The sequence below is a fragment of the Pseudomonas sp. LPB0260 genome, from assembly GCF_013388395.1.
Genome location: NZ_CP058247.1, coordinates 3,754,900 through 3,774,114, shown reverse-complemented (window position 1 = coordinate 3,774,114; position 19,215 = coordinate 3,754,900). Strand labels below are relative to the sequence as shown.

Sequence of the window (19,215 nt, the reverse complement as noted above, 5' to 3'; positions counted from 1 at the left end):
GCCGGCGCGTAGGTTGTTTATCGCCAGGCTTGCCACGGATTGGCCGCAAGGTACGGGCAACCTGGCCGGCCGCGGCTGTGCCTTGGCGGTATGAGGCGCAATGGCCATGGAGGTGCAGGACGGCGTCCAGGGTTGCGACCGTGGCCAGTGCATCCATGGCGCTGCCGATGATCGGCAGCGCGAAACCTGTCGGAGCGTGCGAGGCCCTGGTCTTGTTCAGGCCAGCTTCTACCGAGTGCCAAAGAACCGCAGCAACTGCTCGGCGACTTGCTCCGGAGCCTCTTCGGGAAGGAAGTGGCCGCAATCGATGGGCCCGCCTTCAACCTGCTTGGCATAGTCACGCCATACCCCAAGCACGTCGTAGGTGCGGTGAACGAAGCCCTTGCTGCCCCATAAGGCCAGCAGTGGGCAGCTGACCTTACGGTCGCGATCGGCTTCATCGTGCTGCAGGTCGATGCTTGCCGCTGCGCGGTAGTCTTCGCAGGTGGCGTGAATGGTTTCCGGACGGCTGAAGCAGCGCAGGTACTGCGCTACCGCGTCCTCGGCGAATCGCGCGCCGGGGGCGCTCCAGCGCTTGAGCTTTTCCCTGAGGTAGTAGCCTGGATCGGCGCCGATCATGCGCTCCGGCAGGCCGTCGGGCTGGATGAGGAAGAACCAGTGGTAATAGCCGCTGGCGAAGTGCTGGTCGGTCGTGGCGAACATGTGCCGGGTCGGCACGATGTCCATCACGCAGAGTTTCCTGACCCGCTGTGGGTGGTCCAGGGCCAGGCGATGCGCCACGCGGGCGCCGCGGTCGTGTCCGGCCACGAAGAAGTCCCGGTAGCCCAGCTGCTCCATGATCTCGACCATGTCCAGGGCCATCGCTCGCTTCGCGTAGGGCGAATGGTCCGCCGCGCTTGGCGGTTTGCCACTGTCGCCGTAACCCCGCAGGTCCGGACAGATGATGTGGTAGTGGCGCGCCAGGCGTTCGGCCATGGCGTGCCAGATGACATGGGTCTGCGGATATCCATGCAGCAGCAGCAGGGGGTCGCCCGCGCCACCATGGGTAAGGTGAATGGTGGTGCCGCTGGTTTGCAGGGAAAGCGTCTGGAAATCTTCTGCGAACATGGTGCCGGGCGTTCCTGGGGGCGCGAGGGATCAGTTTATAATGCGCCGCTTAGTGCATTTGCCAGTGGCAATGAGCGGCGAGCCGCACACAGCTGCATGGCTCAGGCCAGATCCAAGCGAACAACCTTCAGTCACTGCGACCCTGCCGATGTCAGCTGTCGTTTTGTTTTGGCTTACACACTGCGTGGAGCGGTAGATGAAATTCATACACCAGCGCGAACACCTCAACGAGGACGACATCGTCGTCATCGAGTGCTCGCAGACCTGCAACATCCGCCTGATGAACGACGCGAATTTTCGCAGCTTCAAGAACGGCGGCCGGCACACCTATCACGGCGGTGCGTTCGAGAAGTTTCCGGCCAAGATCACCGTGCCCAGCAGCGGATTCTGGAACATCACCATCGACACGGTGACGCGCAAGGCCATCAGCGTGACCCGCAAGCCGACGCTGAAGCATTCCATCAAGATCATTCGCCGCTCGGACTCGCGCCTGAGCTGAGGTCGGCCGGGCACCCGGCCCGCAGGTGGGGAGTGCGGCGTCGGCGCGGCGCATCCGCGCGATGAGCCGGACCGCCAAGGCTTGCGCATGGGGCCTCAGCGCGGCGCGATCTATCAAATAGTCGGCCTTGGGGCTCCGAGGCCAGAGTTGTCGAGGAGTCACCGCATGGAGACGGCGCATAGCGATCATTCTTCCTTCTGGCGCGCCTGGCTGGCCGAGGCCAAGGCCCATCCGCGGATAACCCTGGGCCTCGGGGTTTCGCTACTGATGATCCTCTGGCTGCTGGCCACCAGCGGTGTCGGTGCTTTCGATGGCGGCCGGGGCGAGCGGCTGCGCTATGCGCTCTACGGCGGCGGCGCCGGTTTCGCCTGCACCGCCCTGGGGGCGCTGCTGGCCATCGGCTTGCGCAACATCTCTACCCGTACCCAGGATGTCATGCTCGGCTTCGCGGCAGGCATGATGCTCTCTGCCAGTTGCTTCTCGCTGATCCTGCCTGGGCTGGCCGCGGCCGAGACGATCGCCGGCAATAGCTACCTGGCGGCCGGCACCGTGGCGCTCGGCCTGGGGCTTGGGGTGCTGTTGATGCTCGGACTGGATTACCTGACTCCCCATGAGCACGAGAGCGTCGGCCCGTGCGGTCCGGACTGCGAACGCTTCAATCGGGTCTGGCTGTTCGTCTTCGCCATCACCCTGCACAACCTGCCGGAGGGGATGGCCATCGGTGTCGGCTTCGCCGGCGGTGATCTTGGCGTGGGCATCCCCCTGGCCAGCGCCATCGCCATTCAGGACATTCCCGAGGGCCTGGCCGTGGCGATGGCGCTGCGCAGCACGGGTTTGTCATCGCTGAGGGCGGCGCTCGTGGCGGCGGCAAGTGGCCTGATGGAGCCGCTCGGTGCCCTGGTCGGGCTCGGCATGTCCAGTGGCTACGCGATCGCCTATCCACTGAGCCTGGGGCTGGCGGCCGGCGCCATGCTCTTCGTGGTCTCCCACGAAATCATTCCCGAAACCCATCGCAATGGCCACCAGACCCCGGCCACCCTGGGATTGATGGGCGGCTTTGCGGTGATGATGTTCCTCGATACCGCCCTGGGCTGATCGGCAGGCAGTAGCTTGCCGCTCGAACGGGGCGCCGCCAGCGACAGCGGGGCATGAGGCAAGGCATCATGGCGCGGCTCTGTTGTCATCGGGCTGCGGTGGGGCAGTCTCTACATTATTGGAGGGGAAGAATATGAAGAAGACCTGGGTATGGCTGCGCAATGCGAGCTTGGCGCTGTTTCTCGTTCCCGTGGCGGCGAGCGCCGCACCCAAGGTGGGTGATGTCTTTGGCGACTGGGTGTTCGAGTGCATGGCGCTCGCCGAAGGCAAGACGCTCTGTGCCCTGAGCCAAAGCCTGGTTTCCCAGCAGGACAACCGCCGCCTGGTCAAGTTCAGCCTGGCGCGCAATGAGAAGAACAACGAGGTGCTGCTGACCGCCTTGCTGCCGCTGGGCATCCATCTGCCACAAGGCGTGCAGGGCAGCATCGACCAGGGCAAGGCATTCCCGTTGACCCTGCAGACCTGCACCCAGCAAGGCTGCATCGCCAGGTTCAAGACCGACAAGGACACGATCAAGCGTCTGAAGGCGGGGCAGAAGATCGCGGTCAGCTTCAGTGTCGCGGGCGGCAAGCGGCCGATCACCTTGACCGGGTCGCTGAAGGGACTGGCGGCGGGCATCAAGGCGGCCGGGCTCGAGTGATGCTGCCGACAGTCGTTGGCCGAGGCGGCAAGGGGCTGGCCGCAATCCTCCTCTGTGCCCTGCTGAGCGCCTGCATCGGTGGTGACCTGCAGGCGCGCCGCGCGGCCTCGGCGATGACCGCCACGGAAGCCGGCTGGCAACGGCTCGATCTCGACGCAGGAGCATTCGTGCTGGCCGCCTTCGTTCCGCCTGGACTGCGCCAGACGGACAGCTTGACCGTCTATATCGAAGGCGATGGCCTGGCCTGGATCAATGCCTCCACGCCGTCCCTCGACCCCACGCCGCTGAATCCGCTGGCCTTGAAGTTGGCGCTGCGCGACCCTTCCGGAGCCGCGGTCTATCTGGCTCGACCCTGTCAGTTCGTCGCGGGGGCCGCCAGGCATGGCTGCCAGCGCAAATACTGGACCGGCCAACGTTTCGCCCCCGAGGTGGTGGACGCCAGTGCCCGCGCCATCGAGCAGCTCAAGCAGCGTTTCGGCGCGCAGCGACTGGTGCTGGTCGGTTATTCCGGTGGGGCGGCGGTGGCGAGTCTGGTGGCTGCGCAGCGCCGCGATGTCGAGCGCCTGGTCACCGTTGCCGGAAACCTCGACCACCGTACCTGGACCACCGATCAGCGTCTGTCTCCGCTGGAGGGCTCGCTCAATCCGGCGGACGCCTCGGCGCAGCTGCAGGCGCTGCCGCAAACCCACTTTGTCGGCGGCCAGGATCGGATCATCGGGGCGGCGGTCGCGCGTGCCTATGCCGGGCGCTTTGCCCCGGACGCGCCGTTGTCCATCAAGGTCATGCCGACGTTCGACCATCATTGCTGCTGGGTCGAGCAGTGGCCTGACTTGCTGCGGGATGTCGCGCCCTGAGCGTGATGCGCGTTGATGGGCATCGATGCCCTTCGTGCAGGCGCGCAGAGCAGGGGCGAGGCATTCGAGACTGAGCCCCCCTGTCGGCGGATTGAGCACCGCTGGCTAGTTATCTTCAGATGCCGGCCGGGGCCGCCGCGTTGCGCCCCCTGGCCCGACTTTTCTTGCTGCCTGAAACAAGAAATCCCCGCACTGGCGAGCCAGTACGGGGATTCTTGCTGTTGCCGATGAGGGCTTAGATATCCCAGCGCAGCTTCAGAGAAGCGGTCTGGTTCAGGAAACTCTCACGGTGCTCGGCATCGTAGCGCAGCGAGATTTCCATGCCGTTATCGGTGTTGCTGGTCAAGCCCAGGCCGGCGCGCTGCAGCCACGGGCTCGGCTCCAGTCCACGGGTGGTGAAGGCTGCCCCTGGCTCGCCGGCAAAGCTGGCGGTGATGCTGGACTGGCTGTTCAGGGCGTCATAACCCACGCCCAGGTTGGCGCTGACGCGCATGCCTGGCATGAACTCGTGGCTGAGCTTACCGTCCAGGCCGAGGATCAGCTCGTCGGTGCTGCGCGAATCCACCTTGAGGTTGGCGCTCGAGCCTTTCTCGGTGTATCCCTCGTCCTTGATCCAGGTGTAGTCGGCGCGTACCGACGGGGTGAAGTCGGTGCTCTCGCTCAGTGCGTAGGTACGCCCCAGGCCGACGCCGGCGGTGGCCACCAGGCTGCTGTATTCGGCCTTGGCGGTCTCGCCCAGGAACAGGATGTCGCGCTTGCCCGCGGTGTTGTTCTGGCCGATACCGGCCTGGAAGTTCAGTTCCATGTCCCGGTCCAGGCTGTGGCTGCCGTAACCGAGCAGTTGATAGACATCCACCTCGGCGCTGTTCGGCGCGACCTTGGAGTTGCCGTCGATATCGGCCTTGGCGTAGGCGAAGGCGACGCCGATACGGGTGGCGTCGGACACGGTGCCGTCGACCCCCAGCGCCAGGCCGGCGGTGTTGGCCTCGAAGCCGGTCGCGCCGTTGCGATCGTTCTGGTCGGCCAGCGAGCCGAACGGCTTGAGCCAGACCTTGTGGTCGCCGTAGAACGCGTCGCCCGAGGACATGCCGCGGTTGGACTCGATACGCGACTGGATGACCCGGTTGATGCCGGTCAGTGCCGAGTTCGAGGCGATGGCGCTATTGCCAGCCAGTAGCGGCATGGTCTGGGAGACCGCGTCGGAAACCTGCCGCTCGGTGCCGAGTCTGCCCAGTGCATCGACAACGCGTTGCATGTTCGGGGTGGATGCGCCGCGGTCGATGATCCGGTCCAGCGCGCCTGCGGCACCGAGGCCCTTGGGATTGTTGTTGGCATTCACCGCATCGACGGCGGTCATGGCCTTGACGATCTTGAAGTCGATATGGCCGTCTTCGCCTTCGGTTGCCAGGCTCTGGAAGTTGAACAGCGCGCTGTTGTCCTCGACCGTCGAGAAGTTGCCGGTTAAGTAGCCCGTCTCGGAATCCGTGTAGACCACATTGTAGAGGGTCTGTCCGAAGGACAGTTTCTTCTTGACGTCCTGGACATCGACAAAGGCCTTGCCGGCGATAGTGGCCGTGCCGCCAACATAAAGCTGACTGTATTCATTCTCGCCGTCGCCCGCGGCCATGATGCGCAGGGTGCCGGTTTCGGTCTGGGTGAAGTTGCCGGCCACTTCGCTACGGTAGCCCATATTCGAGAGGTCGATCAGCCCGGCGTTGCTGAGATGGATACTCGAGCCACCGAGGTAGATGCCGCCGCGCAACACGCCATCTTGATGGTTGGTGATGTTGCTGTTGAGACCTTCTGAACCGAATCCGGCCAGCGAAAAGCCCCCACCACCATTTGTCGCAAGGCCTTCGATGGTGCCGTAGTTGTTCAACGTGCTGTTATTCATGTTGCCGAACAAAAAGCCGACAGCCAGGCCGCCATTGGCACGTGCGCTGATTTGACCAAGGTTGTTCAGCGTGCCGGAAAAGTACTCGACCACCACCGCCTCTGCCAACTCAGCATTACCGTCCTGCCCCGCGCTGATCAGCCCGCTATTGTTCAGGGTGCCGCTGAGGCCAGAGGAAAATATACCTGCCGCCCACTGGCCGGTGGCCGCGATGATCGCGTCGGCCCCGTTGTCCAGTGTGCCGCTGGCGCCGACAAACTCCGCACTCACCCCGATCCCTTCGCCGCCGTCAGCGGCGGCTGAGATGGTGCCGTTGTTGATCAATCTGCCGTTAAGCGCGCCGTCAATGCGGATCCCTATGCCTTCGCCGCCGTCGGCGTTGGCAGTAATATCGCCATGGTTGGTTAGGCTGCCCATCAAGTTGCGGCCAACATAAACCCCAACAGCGTCCTCACCAAAGCTGTTCGAAATAATCCCGCGATTGTTCGTTAGGCCGCCTATTAGGTCGTGACCAATGTAAACGCCAGCAGCATCCTCGCCAAAAATGCTGCCGTTATTGGTCAGGCTCCCGATTAGGTTCTCCTCGGAGTACCCACCCAGATCGTCGAAGTACAGCACGGCGGCCTCGTTGCTGGTGGTGATTTCTACACCCGTCGCGACGGTCACGTCATCCCAGCCATAGGGTATGCACTGGCTGCTCTGGCTTTCATTGACGGTCGGGCCGCAACTGGGAAGAGCCTGAGCCTGGTTGACGAACAGACCGTTGGCGCACAGGGCCGCAATGGCGCTGTGCAGGGCGGTGGTTTTCCACTGCGGGCGGGGCGAGTGACCGTTTGGCATAAAAAGGGCATCCTTGATTATTTATTGCGATAAGGTTCGCAAAAATTACCCAATACTATCGATATGCCATTCCTCCCACCACCACTAGATTCGGTTGTCACCTTGAATACTTGTTCCCTTGGGCTTTATGAGTATTACCGCGACCTGCAGCGCGGCACTCCGGTGTTCCGCAATGAGGACGGGGTGGTTTATCTCGCCCGCCATGAGGACTGTCTGCGGCTGTTGAGCGATCCGGCCTTCAGCCGCACGGCGCCGGGCAGTGACTTGCCCTTTTCAGCAGGCGAGCAAGCTCCTGGGGTGTTGGAGAGCATGATCGGTCGCTGGATGGTCTTTATGGACCCTCCCGACCATGGGCGGGTACGCAAAGCCTTCGCCGCTCCCTTCCGATCGGCGGCGGTCAAGTCACTGGAGTCTCTGGTTCGTCGGCAGGTGCGCGACTTGCTGGCGTGCTGGCCAGCCGATGGGCGCCTGGAGGTGGTCGACGACTTTGCCTTCGCGCTGCCGGTGCGGGTCATCGCGCTCGTGCTGGGTGTGCCGCTGGCGGACATACCGCGCATCCACGCCTGGGCCTTGGGGCTGACCACGGCGCTGGACAGTGGCACGCCGGAGGCGCTGGGTGAGGGGGAGGGGGTGGCCCGCGAATTGGCCGAGTACTTCAGGGGGCTGATCGCCCGGCGCGAGCAATTGCCGGACGACTGCCTGATCAACAGGGTGGCCGCCACGGCGGGCGCGAACCTGAGTGCAGAAGAGTTCCTCTGCGGCTGCATGTTCCTGCTGTGGGCCGGGCACGAAACCACCAAGAACTGGCTGGCCAGCGGCCTGCTGCTGCTGGCGCAGCACCCGCGGCAGCTGGCCCGTTTGCAGTCGCAGCCGGAGCTGTTGGACGGTGCGCTGGAAGAAATGCTGCGGGTCGAAAGCCCGCTGCAGAAACTCAGCCGCTGGAGCACCGTGGATACCGAGTTCGCCGGCTACCCGGTGCCGGCGGGCACCCTGGTTACCGCGCTGATCGGCGCGGCTCATCGCGACCCGGCGGTCTTCACCGACCCGGACTGTTTCGATATCGCCCGCCGCAACAATCGTCACATGGCCTTCGGTGCCGGTATTCACCATTGCCTGGGCGTATGGCTGGCGCGCCTGGAAGCGCGGATTGCCTTCGGTGAGCTGCTGCCCCGGATTCGGCACCTGGAAGTGCTCGACTATCGCTGGCGCGACCTGTCGGCCTTTCGCAGCCTGGAGTCGCTGGAGATGAAGGTGGAACTTAAATGTTGAATCAGCTGCCACTGTCCCGCCTGAGCGGGATTCGCTTCCCGGCGATCGCCGACGGCCACGGTGCCATGCAACTGGCTCTGCAGTATCAGCTGGAGGCATCGCAATGGTGGTCGCCGGAGCGCCTGCAGGGCCACCAGTTCGAGCAGCTGCGGGCCTTGCTTGGGCATGCGGCCGCCACCGTGCCCTATTATCGGCGCCTGTTCGGCGAGCACGGTTTGCAGATTCCCGAGCGCATCGATGCCGAATTTTTCCGGCAGATTCCCATCTCCACTCGCCAGGCGATTCAGCAGGCCGAACAGGCCATCGAAAGCGGGGCGCTGCCGCCCGAGCATGGCGCCATGGAGTTCGGCAAGACGTCCGGCTCGACCGGCCGCGCCGTGCGCTTTGCCCGTACCGCCGTAACCCGCACGTTCTGGCTGGCCTTCGCCCTGCGCGATCACCTCTGGCATGGCCGTGACTTCGCCGGCAAGCTCGGCGCCATTCGCTGGTATTCCCGTGGCGTGGCCGAGGCGCCTGGCGGCGCCAGCGAGCCCAACTGGGGCGTCATCGTCGCGCCGCTGTTTGCCACGGGACCCTCCTGCTCGTTGAACGTGGCGGCGACGCTGGCCCAGCAGCTCGACTGGCTGCGCCGCGAGCAGCCGGACTATCTGGTGTCCTTCCCCTCCAACCTGGTGGCGCTGGCAGGCTATGCCCAGGCGCAGGGCGTTGAGCTACCCGGGGTGCGCGAGATCCGCACGATCGGCGAAACCTTGGGGCAGACCCAGCGCCGGCAGATCGAGGCCGCCTGGCAGACCAAGGTGGTGGACATCTATACCTGCGAGGAGGCCGGCTACCTGGCGCTGCAATGCCCGGTCAGCGGCGAGTATCACGTGCAGGCCGAGAACGTCATCCTCGAGATCGTCGACGAGCAGGGCGTGCCGTGCCCGCCGGGGAAGATCGGCCAGGTGCTGATCACCAGCCTGCACAACTTCGCCACCCCGCTGATTCGCTACGAGGTCGGTGACATGGCCGAGTTTGGCGAAGCCTGTGGCTGTGGCCGCGGCCTGCCGGTGATCCGCCGGATTCATGGGCGCAAACGCAATCGCCTGCAGCTGCCGAGCGGGGAGAGCCTGTTCCCTTACCTGGGCGAGCACGGCGATATCGCCCGCGCCACCGGGGTCAAGGTGCATCAGTTTCAGTGTGTGCAGCACAGCCTGGAGGAGGTCGAGCTCAAGCTGGTGCTGGAGCGGCCGCTGGATGCCGCCGAGCAGGCCGCCGTCAGCGCCTTGATGCAGCGCAATCTGGGCCATCCCTTCCGCGTGCGCTTCAGTTTCCCGGCGGAAATTCCGCGCGGCCCCAGTGGCAAATACGAGGACTTCGTCAGTCTGATTAGCGGTTGAGCAGCGGCCGGGCGTGCAGGTCACGGACCACCAGCGCGGCATGGTTGCGGCTGGCATCGTCCGGGAAGTACTCGGCGATGACATGGCGCGCGTCGGGCACGGCAAAGCCAATGGCTTCGTACATGGCCAGCAGCGGGTCGAGCAGGTGCTGGCCTCGCCGGCTGGCGCAGTAGTCGTGGGCCGGGCACTCGCCGTGGCGTTGGCAGTGCTTGGCATAGCCGGGCAGTACCGCGCCGGCCAGCACGTAGCGCAGGCCGAGGCTCTGCGCCAGGGCCACCTCACGCAGGACCATGGGGGCGAAGATATCCTGGCCGCGGTAGCGCTGGTCGATCACCCCGGAGACGATATAGAGCGCATTGCAGGCCGCCAGGTCGAAAGGCGCGAGGTAGCCATTGCCGGTAACCGCATCCCAGTTGCTGAAGTGACTCACGTCATCGGCCTGGTAGCGGATCGGCATGGCCGTGATGGTCGCGACCACCTGCTCGGCGGAGTCGCCGACGCAGGCCAGGAAAAACCCCTGGGGGAATCGCTCCAGGCGCGCGAGAAACTTGTCGGCCCCTGCACGGCCCTGCTCATGCCAGCTGTCTTCCACCCTGAGGATTGCGGGAAGGTCGTCCGGGGTCGCGGGCCTGATGGTAAGCAAGGGTGCTCCTCGTCGAGGATGTGATTAAAACAGTCGAGACTGTTGCCCGGGCGGGTAGAATCCCGACGCAGCGCCAGTCTACCTACAGGTCACCGCCTTGAACTACCTGATCATCGAGAACGCCCTGCCAGCCGAAGTCCTCGCCGGCGTCGCCGCGGCCATCCAGGCCGGCCCCTTCGAGAGTGGCAAGCGCACGGCCCAGGGCATGGCCAGGGCCGCCAAGCACAATCTGCAGCTATCCGCCGCGGTCCATGGGCAATTGCTCGACAGGCTGGCGCTGGCGATCTACTCCCATCCGGTGGTTCAGGCCTTCGCGATGCCGCGAATGGTCGGCCGGCCGCTGATCAATCGCTATGAAGTCGGCATGGAGTACGGGATGCATTCCGATGGTGCCTACATCCATGATGTGCGCACCGATGTGTCCTTCACCCTGTTTCTCGATGACCCCGGCACTTATCAAGGCGGCGAGTTGGTGGTCCAGACGACCGCGCAAACCTTCACCTTCAAGCTGCCGGCGGGCAGCATGGTGCTCTACCCGGCCGGCGAACTGCACCGGGTCACGCCGGTCAGCGCTGGCACGCGCCACGCCGTGGTCGGCTGGATACAGAGCCGGGTACGCGATGCCCACCAGCGTGAAATCATCGCCAAGCTGAGTCTGATCCCGCGAACCTTGTCTCAGGATGAAAAATACGCGGAGCTGGCCACCCAGGCCGGTCAGTGCGTCCAGGAACTGGTGCGCATGTGGGGCGACTGAGTCGCCTGGCTGCTTGAGTTGACCCTTTCTAATCATTGCTAGCCGGAATCAATACTGCGCATGACTCAGACCACCTTCTCCGCTGCCGCTTTCCGTGGCCGCTTGCGCCAGCCCGAACAAACCCTGCGCCTGCAGTTGAGCCATTGCCCACAGGTTATAGATTGGCCGGCGCTGGATGCCTGGTTGCGCGACAAACTGGGGCTGGCACTGCAATCCCCGCTACCGGCTTTGCCGTTCGCCGCTGAACAGAGTCCGGCCGGTGTGGCTGGCGCATTGTGCTGGCGGATCTTGCAGGTGGCAGCGGAGTTGCAGCGGGCGGCGCGCATGCCGGTCTTCGAACCGGGGCGGATTCTCGCCGTGCAGGCGGACGAGCTACGGCCGGGTGGCTGGTTGGCTGAGGTCGCTGTCGCCCATATCGACTATGTGCCTGCGCAATCCACCTGCCTGGTCTACGACGCCGCCACGCTGCTGGTGCTCGGGGTGGCTGCAGACCCCGAGAGCTTCACCACGCTAGAGTCGCTCTACCAGCAACTGGAGGTCAAGGTGCTGCAGCCGCTGCGCGCGGTGATGCAGGTGGGTCTCTCGGCCTTGCCGTTGCTGGCCTGTGCCCATGAGCGCGGCATTCCCTGGCGACATCTCGGTGCCGGCTTGTTCCAGCTGGGCTGGGGCGCGAATCGTATGCATGTCCAGCACAGCAAGGTCGGTTCCGATTCGGCGCTCGGAGTCGCGGTAGCGCAGAACAAATGGATCGCCTGCGAATGGATGCGCCGCGCCGGCCTGCCGGCACCGCAGCACCGCATGGTTGGCAACGAAACAGAGGCCGTCGCGGCGCAGGCCGCGTTCGGTTGGCCACTGGTGGTGAAACCGACGGACTGTGATCGGGGCGAGGGCGTCACGGTGGATATCACCAGCGAAGCGTCGTTGCGCAGCGCTTATCGCGAGGCGGCTGGCCTGTCCTCGCAGGTGCTGGTGGAGCGACAGGTCGCGGGGACGTGCCACCGCCTGCTGGTGGTGCGCGGCGAGGTGCTGTACACGCTAAAGCGCATGCCGGTAGCGGTGCAGGGCGACGGCCAGCGCACGATCAGCGAACTGATCACTGCCGCCAATGCCGTCCAGCAGGCGCTGCCGAACTGGGCGCGGGAGCCGCTTTATCCGAGCGATGCGTTGGCCCTGGCCTGCCTGCAGCAGGGCGGCTGGTCTCTTGCGAGTGTGCCGCCTGCGGGTGCCTGGGCGCGCCTGCGGCGCGTCGAGTCCACCCAATGGGGCGGGCTGGCCGAGGACTACTCGGTCCGCTTGCACCCCGACAACGCCGCGATTGCCTGTCAGGCGGCTGCGCTGTTCGGGCTCGACGTGGCGGGCATCGACATCATTTCGCCGGACATTACCCGGCCTTGGCACGAGAATGGCGCGATCATCAACGAGGTCAACTCGGCGCCCATGCTGGGCCAAAGTGACAGTTCCAGGCGGACTCTGCCACGGGTGTTGAAGCTTCTGCTCTCGGGCCAGGGGCGTATCCCGGTCGAAGTCTGCGTCGGTGCCAGTCAGGCGCTGCAGATGGCGCGCCAGCGCCAGCAAGAATGGATGGAGCAGGGCGTTGCCTGTTATGTGACCAGTCACGGCCTCACGCTAGACGCTTTGGGGGGTGTGGTGCCGATGGCGCAGGAGGGGCTGTTCGCCCGCGGCATGGCGCTCCTGGCGAACAAGGCGGTGGCCGCGTTGGTGCTGGTGGTGCAGACCGATGAGGTGCTCTACAACGGTTTGCCGGTGGACCGCCTGGATCGGCTGATGGTCAGTGGCGAGCCGTTGCTCCCTCTCTATAAGGGGGCATCAAGCGACGGGGCGGCGCGAGTCGATGAGGTGCTGGGGTTTCTGCAGACGCTGTCAGGTGGAGCCGAGCCGATCCGTATCGAGCCCGCTGTTAGCTGTCCGCAGGTGGAGAACGCCCTGAGCCTGGCGACCTGAGGGGCGCAATCCGCGGCCAGTGGTCGGCCTCCATGTGTTCACATCATGGCCGCCTGGGTTGCCTGGATTCGGCTGCCGGTATGCAGTAACGAAAAAGCCACGGTCAGGACCGTGGCTTTTTCGTTACTGCTGCGTGCCGAACCCGGTTTAGAACCCCCAGCGGACCTTGGCGGAAACGGTCTGGTGGGTGAAGTCCTCGCGGCCTTCGACATCGTAGGCGACGCTCAGCTGGGTCTGCTCGTTGGCCTGGAAGCTCAGCTCCAGGCCGCCGGTGGCGATCCAGGGGCTGGGGTCCAGACCCTCGGTGGTGAAGCTGGCCGAAGGCGCGCCGGCGAAGGCGGTGGTGATGCTGGCCTGCTCGTTGAGCACGTCATAGCCCACGCCCAGCTTGGCGGTGAGGGTCAGGCGGTCGCTGAGGTCGTGGGCCAGTTCGCTGCCGACGCCCAGCACCAGCGCCTCGGTGGTACGGCTGTCGGCGTTGAGGTTGAGCGCGCCGGCACCTTTCTCGCGATAGGACTCGTCGTTGATCCAGGTGTAGTCGGCGCGCACCGACGGGGTCAGGCGGGTCTGCTCGCTCAGCTGCAGGCTGTGGGAGAGGGCGCCGCCGAGGTGGGCGCTCCAGCTGTCGTAGTCGGCCTCGGCGGTGCGGTTCAGGCCGCCGAAGTTGATGTGACGCTGGCCCTCGTTGTTGTGGTGGCCGACATCCAGCTGGTAGTCGAAGCTGGTGGCGGCATCCAGGTTGTGGCTGCCGAACAGCACCAGCTGGTAGCTGTCGACCACGCCGCTCTGGCGGCTGACGGCCGAGTTGCCGTCGATGTCGCTGCGTGAGTAGGCGAAGGCCAGGCCCAGGCGGTCGGTTTCGGAAACGGCCGCATCGGCGCCGATGACCAGGCCATGGATGTTGGCGTCGTAGCCGGCCACGCCGCCACGGTCATCCTGCTCGACCCAGCTGCCGAAGGGTTTCAGCCAGAGCTTCTCGTCACCGTAGAAGGCATCGCCGGAGGCGCGGCCCTGCAGGCTGGCCTGGCGCGATTGGACCACGCCGCTGACGCCGCGCAGGGCGTTGTTGGTGGCCAGGTTCATGCCGGCGGTGAACAGCGGCAGGGTCTGGCTGACGGCGTCGGAGACTTCCTGCTCGGTTTCCAGGCGACCGAGGGTATCCACGACGCTCTGCATGTCGCCGCTGGCACCCTGGTCGATGATGCGGTCGAAGGTGCGCGCGGCGCCGGTGGCCGGAGTGGTCTTGGTCGAGGTGACGGCGTCGAGCGCAGTCATGCCCTTCTTGACCAGCAGGTCGACGCTGTCGCCGTTCTTCACGCCCTGGAAGTTGAACAGGGCGGAGTTGTCGGTGACCTTGAAGGTGCCGTCGCTGTCCAGGGTGCCGGCCGACAGCACGCTGGTCAGGGTTTCGCCGATGGCCAGGGTGTTGCTTTTGCGCACATCCACGTCGATCTTGGCGTTGCTGCTCAGATAGGCGGTGCCGGAGACATTGAGCTGGCTGAAGTCGCTGGCGCTCATGGCAGCGATGCGCAGCGTGCCGTCGGCGGTCTGGGTGTAGTCGCCGCCGATCCAGCTGGAGGCGGCACCCTCGCTGTGCAGGCCGGGGGCGAGCAGACCGCTGTTATGCAGGCTCATGCCGTGCAGGTTGACCGCGCCGAGAATCTTGCCGCTGTTGTTGATGGTGCCGGTGCCCCTGGCCCACAGGGCCTGGGACGAGCCGGCACCAACCAGGCTGGCCTCCAGGGTGCCGCTGTTGCTGACGGTGCCGCTGACATTGTCGAGCAACAGGGCGATGGCATAAGCGGAGGAGGTCGAGTCGATGCTGTTGGCTGTCGCACCGATATACCCCTGGTTCAGCAAACTGCCGCTGAGGTTGCGTACGAACAGGCCATAGACAGATTCTTCGTGATCGCCCCCCTGCATGGTCAGGGATGCGCTGATGGTGCCGGTGGAGGTGTTGGTCAGGCTGCCGCTGAGGGCGTTCACGTAAACGCCGTGCAGGTTGCTCGATGAGGTTCCCTTGAGCGTGGCGCGGACCCCGATCGTGCCACTGTTGACCAGTTCGCCGGCCATTGTGCCACTGACGTAGATGCCGGCGCCCGTCTGCGCCACGAGTGCATCGAGCTCTACGTCGATGATGCCGCTGTTGCTCAGGCGCGCGCCGCTGGCAATGTCGCCGTTCACATGGATGCCCACGCCGCCATAGACACTGTCCTGGGCGGCAGAGCCGAGCACGGAGATGGTGCCGCTATTGGTCAGCGTGGCGCTGTCGTGCAGACCGTTGCGGATGTAGATCCCGTAAGCCGAGACGCTGTCGTTGGGGCTGATGGCGCGGGCGCTGATGCTACCCGAGTTCGTGAGGCTGCCGTGCAGTGCGTTCAGTCGTATCCCATAGGCGCTGGCATAGTTGCCCGTGGCGTTGGCGCTAATGGTGCCGGAGTTGTTCAGCTCGCCGGTGAGGTTGCCGCCGATAAGGATGCCGTAGGCATAGGCGTTATCGTAGGCCGCTGCGTCGGCGCTTATGGTGCCGGAGTTGTTCAGGCTACCGGCTATGTTGCCGGTAACATAAACACTGAGGGCGCTGGCCTCGGAGTCGGTGCTGATGGCGCTGGCGCGAATGCTGCCTTGGTTGGTCAGGCTGGAAGCGATGCTTCCGGTTTTGATGGCGTAAGCCTCGGCCCAGCGCTCTGCCTCGGCGGTGGCGCTGACGGTGCCGGAGTTGGTCAGGTTGCCGGTGAGTTGCCCATGGTTATTGATGCCATAGGCGTAGGCACTCCTGGGTTTCTGGGCGCCGGCGCCGGCGGTGGCGCTGATGATGCTGGAGTTGATCAGCTCGCCGCTGATGCCGTCATTGATTCGGATGCCATAGGCGGCGGCCCTGTCGTTAGCGTCGGCGTCGGCACTGATGGTGCCGGAGTTGTTCAGGCTGCCGTCCAGAGCGCCGCGAATATACACGCCGAAGGCGCTGGCCGAACTGGTGGCGCTGATGGCCTTGGCGCGAATGGTGCCGGAGTTGCTCAGGCTGCCGGTCAGCGCATTGCGGATTTCAATGGCATAGGCATTGGCCTCGTGGTCGTCTGTGGCGTGGGCGTGGGCCTCGATAAGGCCCTGGTTGCTCAGGGTGCCGGTCAGGCCGCCACCAATGCGTACGCCCCAGGCCGATAGCGAACTCTCTTCGACGTTCCGGCCGATGATCTGGCCACTGGCACTGTTGATCAATGAGCCGGACAAGTCGCCGTCGGTGTAGATGGCGTAAACGGGGTCGTCATCGCGGTTACCGGTCTCGATCAAGCCATGGTTGACCAGGCTGCGGCTCAGGCCGCTACCTTCGTTAAACCGCACGCCATATTGTGTGCCACGAATCACCGCGCCGGCCTGGTTGACGATGTCAACTTCACCACTGGTAGAGCTTATGCCCGCGGTGTTGGAGGTAATGGTGCCGCTGTTGTCGATCACCACGCCGGTGCTGCCAGACTCGACCTGTACCGCTGTTGCATCACCGCCATCGATGGTGCCGCTGCTGGTGACGGTGAGGCTGTCGGTGCCGTTCAGCCTGTAATTGGGCGTCGGGCCAGTCCAGGTGCCCCATGTCTCGTAGTGCGGAACATGGGGGAGCGGGGCCTCATAGGTGGAGACGGTGTGATGGTTGGCCGAAGGCGTGGCATGGGCTGTCATGGCCGCCAGGGCGATGGCGCTGGCCAGGGCGTGGCGTTTCCAGTGAACGGGCTTGGGTGTGTGCATAGAGGATGTCCAGTGTGTTGACGATTGGTTTTTTTAGTTTTTGTAGGGCGTCGCGGCAGCGTAGGTTCTTAGGTGATCCAGCACTCCTGGCAGATGGCCACTCTGGACGATCCTAGGCGCGATATTGCATTGGCGCCAATCCCGTGACAAGTGTGACAAAGCAGATATTTGGCGCCAAATGCGTCAGTGGTCGGATTGTTGGACAATGGCGTCGGGACTGACGCATCCGGGTGCTCGGAAGCGACCTGCGCCTGGCCTTCTGGCGGCGCGGCTTGACTTTTCTGCCGTTAGCTGGCTTTTTCCAGCCATTGCGCTGCCGCGCTCAGCCGGCAGCTGGCGTCATGCATGCAAAGTGGCGTGTGTTGCGCCCCCTTCCGGCACGTTTCTGGAGTTGCCCTTTGAATACCCCTACGCAGAACACCCCAGCGCCTGGGGCGCAGCAGTCGCTCAGCATTCCCCAGGCCATGCAGCTGGCTTTCGAGCACCACGGCGCAGGTCGCCTGGCCGAAGCCGAAGGGCTGCTGCGCAAGATCCTGCAAGTGGCACCGCAGCATGCGACCGCCCTGCATCTGTTGGGGGTGATCGCCCAGCAGGCGGGTAACCTGGAGCTGGGCGTGCAGTTGCTGCAGCAGGCGGTGCAGCTGGCCCCCGGGGAAGCGCAGTTTCTCAGCAACCTGGCGGAGATGTGCCGTCGCCTGGGTCGGCTCGAGGAAGCCGTACGCCACGGTGAGCAGGCGATCGCCCTGGCGCCGCAGTCGGCGCTGGCGCAGAGCAACCTGGGCATCGCTTATTACGATCAGGGCGACCTGGCGCGGGCCAAGGCTTGCCAGCAGCGGGCCCTGGCGCTGAATCCGCGGATGCCGGCGGCGCTGAACAACCTGGGCAGCATTCTGCGTGATGAGAAGGACAAGCCCGGAGCGATCGACTGCTACCGCCAGGTGCTGGCGATTGCCCCGGACCATGCCGAGGCAGCGAGCAACCTGGGCAGTGTGCTCTGCGAGAGCGAGCAGCCCGAGGAGGCGCTGAAGGTGCTGCTGCCGCTGGTCAAGGCGCGGCCGAACTACGCCGAGGCGCACAGCAACCTAGCCACCGCCTTCTTGCTGCAGGAACAGCTGGACAAGGCCGAGTTCGGCTTCCGCCGCGCCTTGGCGCTCAAACCCGAGTATCCGGAGGCCTGTATCGGCCTGGCCAAGGTGCTGCAGGAGAAGCGCTGCCTGGCCGAGGCCGAGGCCAGCGCCCTGCGGGGCTTGCAGATCGCCCCGGACAAGGCCGAACTGCACAGCGTACTGGGCGGCATCCTCACCGAATCCGGCTACCCGGAGAAGGCCGAGGCCGCTTATCGGCAGGCCCTGAGCCTCGATCCCAAGCTGATCACCGGCTATCTCGGCCGCGGTCATCTGCGCATGGAGAACGGCGACATGGCGGGCGCGCGGGCCGATTTCGAGCACGCCTTGAGCCTGGATGAGGAAAACCTCGGCGCGCGCCTGGCGCTGGTACAGGTGGACAAGGTCAAGGAGGGCGACGCTAACATGGCGGCGTTGGTGGCCAGCGCGCAGCAGCTCGAATCGCTGCCGGAGATCAAGGCCCTGCCACTGCATTTCGCCCTCGGCAAGTGCTATGAGGATACCCGCGAGTACGACCTGGCGTTCCAGCATTACCAGCAGGGCTGCCAGTTGAAGCGCAAGCGCATCGACTACAGCGCCGACGCGACCGACCGGCTGAACCAGAATATCCGCGGCTTCTTCAGCCAGGAGAACATTGATCGCTTGCGCGGTGCCGGCTGCAGCTCCGAGCTGCCGATCTTCGTGCTGGGCATGCCGCGTTCGGGCACCACCCTGACCGAGACCATCCTGGCCAGCCACTCGGCGGTATACGGCGCCGGCGAGCTGCACGACATCCTGGAGATCGCCAACCATCCCCGCGGGCAGTCGGCGCAGCCCTATCCGGCCAGCCTGGAAGGTATCACCCAGGCCGAGCTGCAGATCATGGGCGAGCGTTACGTGGCCGGCTTGCAGAAGCGCGCGCCCGGCAGCGCACGGATCACCGACAAGATGCCGGCGAACTTCCAGTGCCTGGGGCTGATCCACCTGATGTTGCCCAAGGCCAAGATCATCCACGTCAAGCGCAATCCGGTGGACACCTGCCTGTCCAACTTCACCCGGCTGTTCAACAAGAGCCAGTACCAGAGCTATGACCTTGTCGAGCTCGGCCGCTACTACCGCCACTACGCGGCGCTGATGGAGCATTGGCGCGCGGTGCTGCCGGCCGATGCCTTCTACGAGATCCAGTACGAAGAGCTGGTGGCCGATCAGGAAGGCCAGGCGCGGGCGATGCTGGACTACTGTGGCCTGGAGTGGGAAGAGGCCTGCCTGGACTTCCACAAGACCGAACGCAGCATCCGCACCGCCAGCGTGACCCAGGTGCGCCAGCCGATCTACAAGACTTCGGTGGAGAAGTGGCGCCATTACGAGCAGCACCTGGGGCCGCTGCTCGATGTGCTGGGCGACCTGATCGAGCGCTGACCGGCGTTATTCGCGC

The 19,215-nt window shown here is 64.9% G+C and carries 13 protein-coding genes; 9 read left to right on the top strand and 4 right to left on the bottom strand.

Translation table 11 applies throughout. From position 1 onward, the window contains the following. Positions 1 to 228 precede the first annotated feature (228 nt). Positions 229 to 1,107, bottom strand: coding sequence for an alpha/beta fold hydrolase (locus LPB260_RS16885; RefSeq protein ID WP_208706965.1), 879 nt, complete (start codon positions 1,105 to 1,107; stop codon positions 229 to 231). A gap of 196 nt (positions 1,108 to 1,303) precedes the next feature. On the opposite strand from LPB260_RS16885, the gene LPB260_RS16880 reads away from it, so the two are divergent. From LPB260_RS16880 to LPB260_RS16865, 4 genes are all read left to right on the top strand, one after another. After that, positions 1,304 to 1,606 carry a DUF1883 domain-containing protein gene (locus tag LPB260_RS16880; RefSeq protein ID WP_208706964.1) on the top strand — a complete coding sequence of 101 codons (303 nt, stop codon included), beginning with the start codon at positions 1,304 to 1,306 and terminating at the stop codon, positions 1,604 to 1,606. Between the two features lie 165 nt (positions 1,607 to 1,771). Then, positions 1,772 to 2,701 carry a ZIP family metal transporter gene (locus LPB260_RS16875; protein WP_208706963.1) on the top strand — a complete coding sequence of 310 codons (930 nt, stop codon included), beginning with the start codon at positions 1,772 to 1,774 and terminating at the stop codon, positions 2,699 to 2,701. A 133-nt stretch (positions 2,702 to 2,834) separates the two neighbouring features. Next, positions 2,835 to 3,341 (top strand): invasion associated locus B family protein, encoded by a 507-nt coding sequence (locus tag LPB260_RS16870; RefSeq protein WP_208706962.1) that lies wholly within the window; start codon positions 2,835 to 2,837, stop codon positions 3,339 to 3,341. Then, a complete protein-coding gene (locus LPB260_RS16865; RefSeq protein ID WP_256625441.1) occupies positions 3,341 to 4,195 on the top strand; it encodes an alpha/beta fold hydrolase in 855 nt (284 codons plus the stop codon). Before LPB260_RS16870 ends, LPB260_RS16865 begins: the two co-directional genes overlap by 1 nt. Positions 4,196 to 4,430: 235 nt before the next feature. Here the strand turns inward: LPB260_RS16865 and LPB260_RS16860 are convergent, their stop codons facing one another. After that, entirely contained in the window at positions 4,431 to 6,929 is a 2,499-nt protein-coding gene (locus tag LPB260_RS16860; RefSeq protein WP_208706961.1) for an autotransporter domain-containing protein, read from the bottom strand. Positions 6,930 to 6,992: 63 nt separating this feature from the next. On the opposite strand from LPB260_RS16860, the gene LPB260_RS16855 reads away from it, so the two are divergent. After that, positions 6,993 to 8,198 carry a cytochrome P450 gene (locus LPB260_RS16855; protein ID WP_208706960.1) on the top strand — a complete coding sequence of 402 codons (1,206 nt, stop codon included), beginning with the start codon at positions 6,993 to 6,995 and terminating at the stop codon, positions 8,196 to 8,198. After that, positions 8,192 to 9,577, top strand: coding sequence for a phenylacetate--CoA ligase family protein (locus LPB260_RS16850; protein WP_208706959.1), 1,386 nt, complete (start codon positions 8,192 to 8,194; stop codon positions 9,575 to 9,577). Before LPB260_RS16855 ends, LPB260_RS16850 begins: the two co-directional genes overlap by 7 nt. On the opposite strand, the gene LPB260_RS16845 is transcribed toward LPB260_RS16850, so the two are convergent. Beyond that, positions 9,567 to 10,220 carry a hypothetical protein gene (locus LPB260_RS16845; RefSeq protein WP_208706958.1) on the bottom strand — a complete coding sequence of 218 codons (654 nt, stop codon included), beginning with the start codon at positions 10,218 to 10,220 and terminating at the stop codon, positions 9,567 to 9,569. The genes LPB260_RS16850 and LPB260_RS16845 overlap by 11 nt on opposite strands. A 97-nt stretch (positions 10,221 to 10,317) precedes the next feature. Here LPB260_RS16845 and LPB260_RS16840 point away from each other — a divergent pair, with 97 nt between their 5' ends. Both LPB260_RS16840 and LPB260_RS16835 read left to right on the top strand, forming a co-directional pair. Next, entirely contained in the window at positions 10,318 to 10,974 is a 657-nt protein-coding gene (locus LPB260_RS16840) for a Fe2+-dependent dioxygenase (RefSeq protein ID WP_208706957.1), read from the top strand. 60 nt (positions 10,975 to 11,034) lie between these two features. Continuing rightward, positions 11,035 to 12,936 (top strand): hypothetical protein, encoded by a 1,902-nt coding sequence (locus tag LPB260_RS16835; protein WP_208706956.1) that lies wholly within the window; start codon positions 11,035 to 11,037, stop codon positions 12,934 to 12,936. Between the two features lie 147 nt (positions 12,937 to 13,083). Here LPB260_RS16835 and LPB260_RS16830 read toward each other — a convergent pair whose 3' ends face one another. Continuing rightward, positions 13,084 to 16,677, bottom strand: coding sequence for an autotransporter outer membrane beta-barrel domain-containing protein (locus tag LPB260_RS16830; RefSeq protein ID WP_208706955.1), 3,594 nt, complete (start codon positions 16,675 to 16,677; stop codon positions 13,084 to 13,086). Positions 16,678 to 17,075: 398 nt separating this feature from the next. On the opposite strand from LPB260_RS16830, the gene LPB260_RS16825 reads away from it, so the two are divergent. Next, the gene (locus LPB260_RS16825) at positions 17,076 to 19,199 is read left to right on the top strand and encodes a tetratricopeptide repeat-containing sulfotransferase family protein (protein ID WP_218281498.1); all 2,124 of its coding nucleotides are present in this window, start codon (positions 17,076 to 17,078) and stop codon (positions 19,197 to 19,199) included. Positions 19,200 to 19,215: the final 16 nt, after the last annotated feature.

Coding starts and splice junctions, on each gene's coding strand:
- LPB260_RS16855 (WP_208706960.1), top strand. CDS start 6,993: ATGCCATTCCTCCCACCACCACTAGATTCGGTTGTCACCTTGAATACT.
- LPB260_RS16870 (WP_208706962.1), top strand. CDS start 2,835: ATGAAGAAGACCTGGGTATGGCTGCGCAATGCGAGCTTGGCGCTGTTT.
- LPB260_RS16835 (WP_208706956.1), top strand. CDS start 11,035: ATGACTCAGACCACCTTCTCCGCTGCCGCTTTCCGTGGCCGCTTGCGC.
- LPB260_RS16830 (WP_208706955.1), bottom strand. CDS start 16,677: ATGCACACACCCAAGCCCGTTCACTGGAAACGCCACGCCCTGGCCAGC.
- LPB260_RS16880 (WP_208706964.1), top strand. CDS start 1,304: ATGAAATTCATACACCAGCGCGAACACCTCAACGAGGACGACATCGTC.
- LPB260_RS16865 (WP_256625441.1), top strand. CDS start 3,341: ATGCTGCCGACAGTCGTTGGCCGAGGCGGCAAGGGGCTGGCCGCAATC.
- LPB260_RS16875 (WP_208706963.1), top strand. CDS start 1,772: ATGGAGACGGCGCATAGCGATCATTCTTCCTTCTGGCGCGCCTGGCTG.
- LPB260_RS16850 (WP_208706959.1), top strand. CDS start 8,192: ATGTTGAATCAGCTGCCACTGTCCCGCCTGAGCGGGATTCGCTTCCCG.
- LPB260_RS16885 (WP_208706965.1), bottom strand. CDS start 1,107: ATGTTCGCAGAAGATTTCCAGACGCTTTCCCTGCAAACCAGCGGCACC.
- LPB260_RS16860 (WP_208706961.1), bottom strand. CDS start 6,929: ATGCCAAACGGTCACTCGCCCCGCCCGCAGTGGAAAACCACCGCCCTG.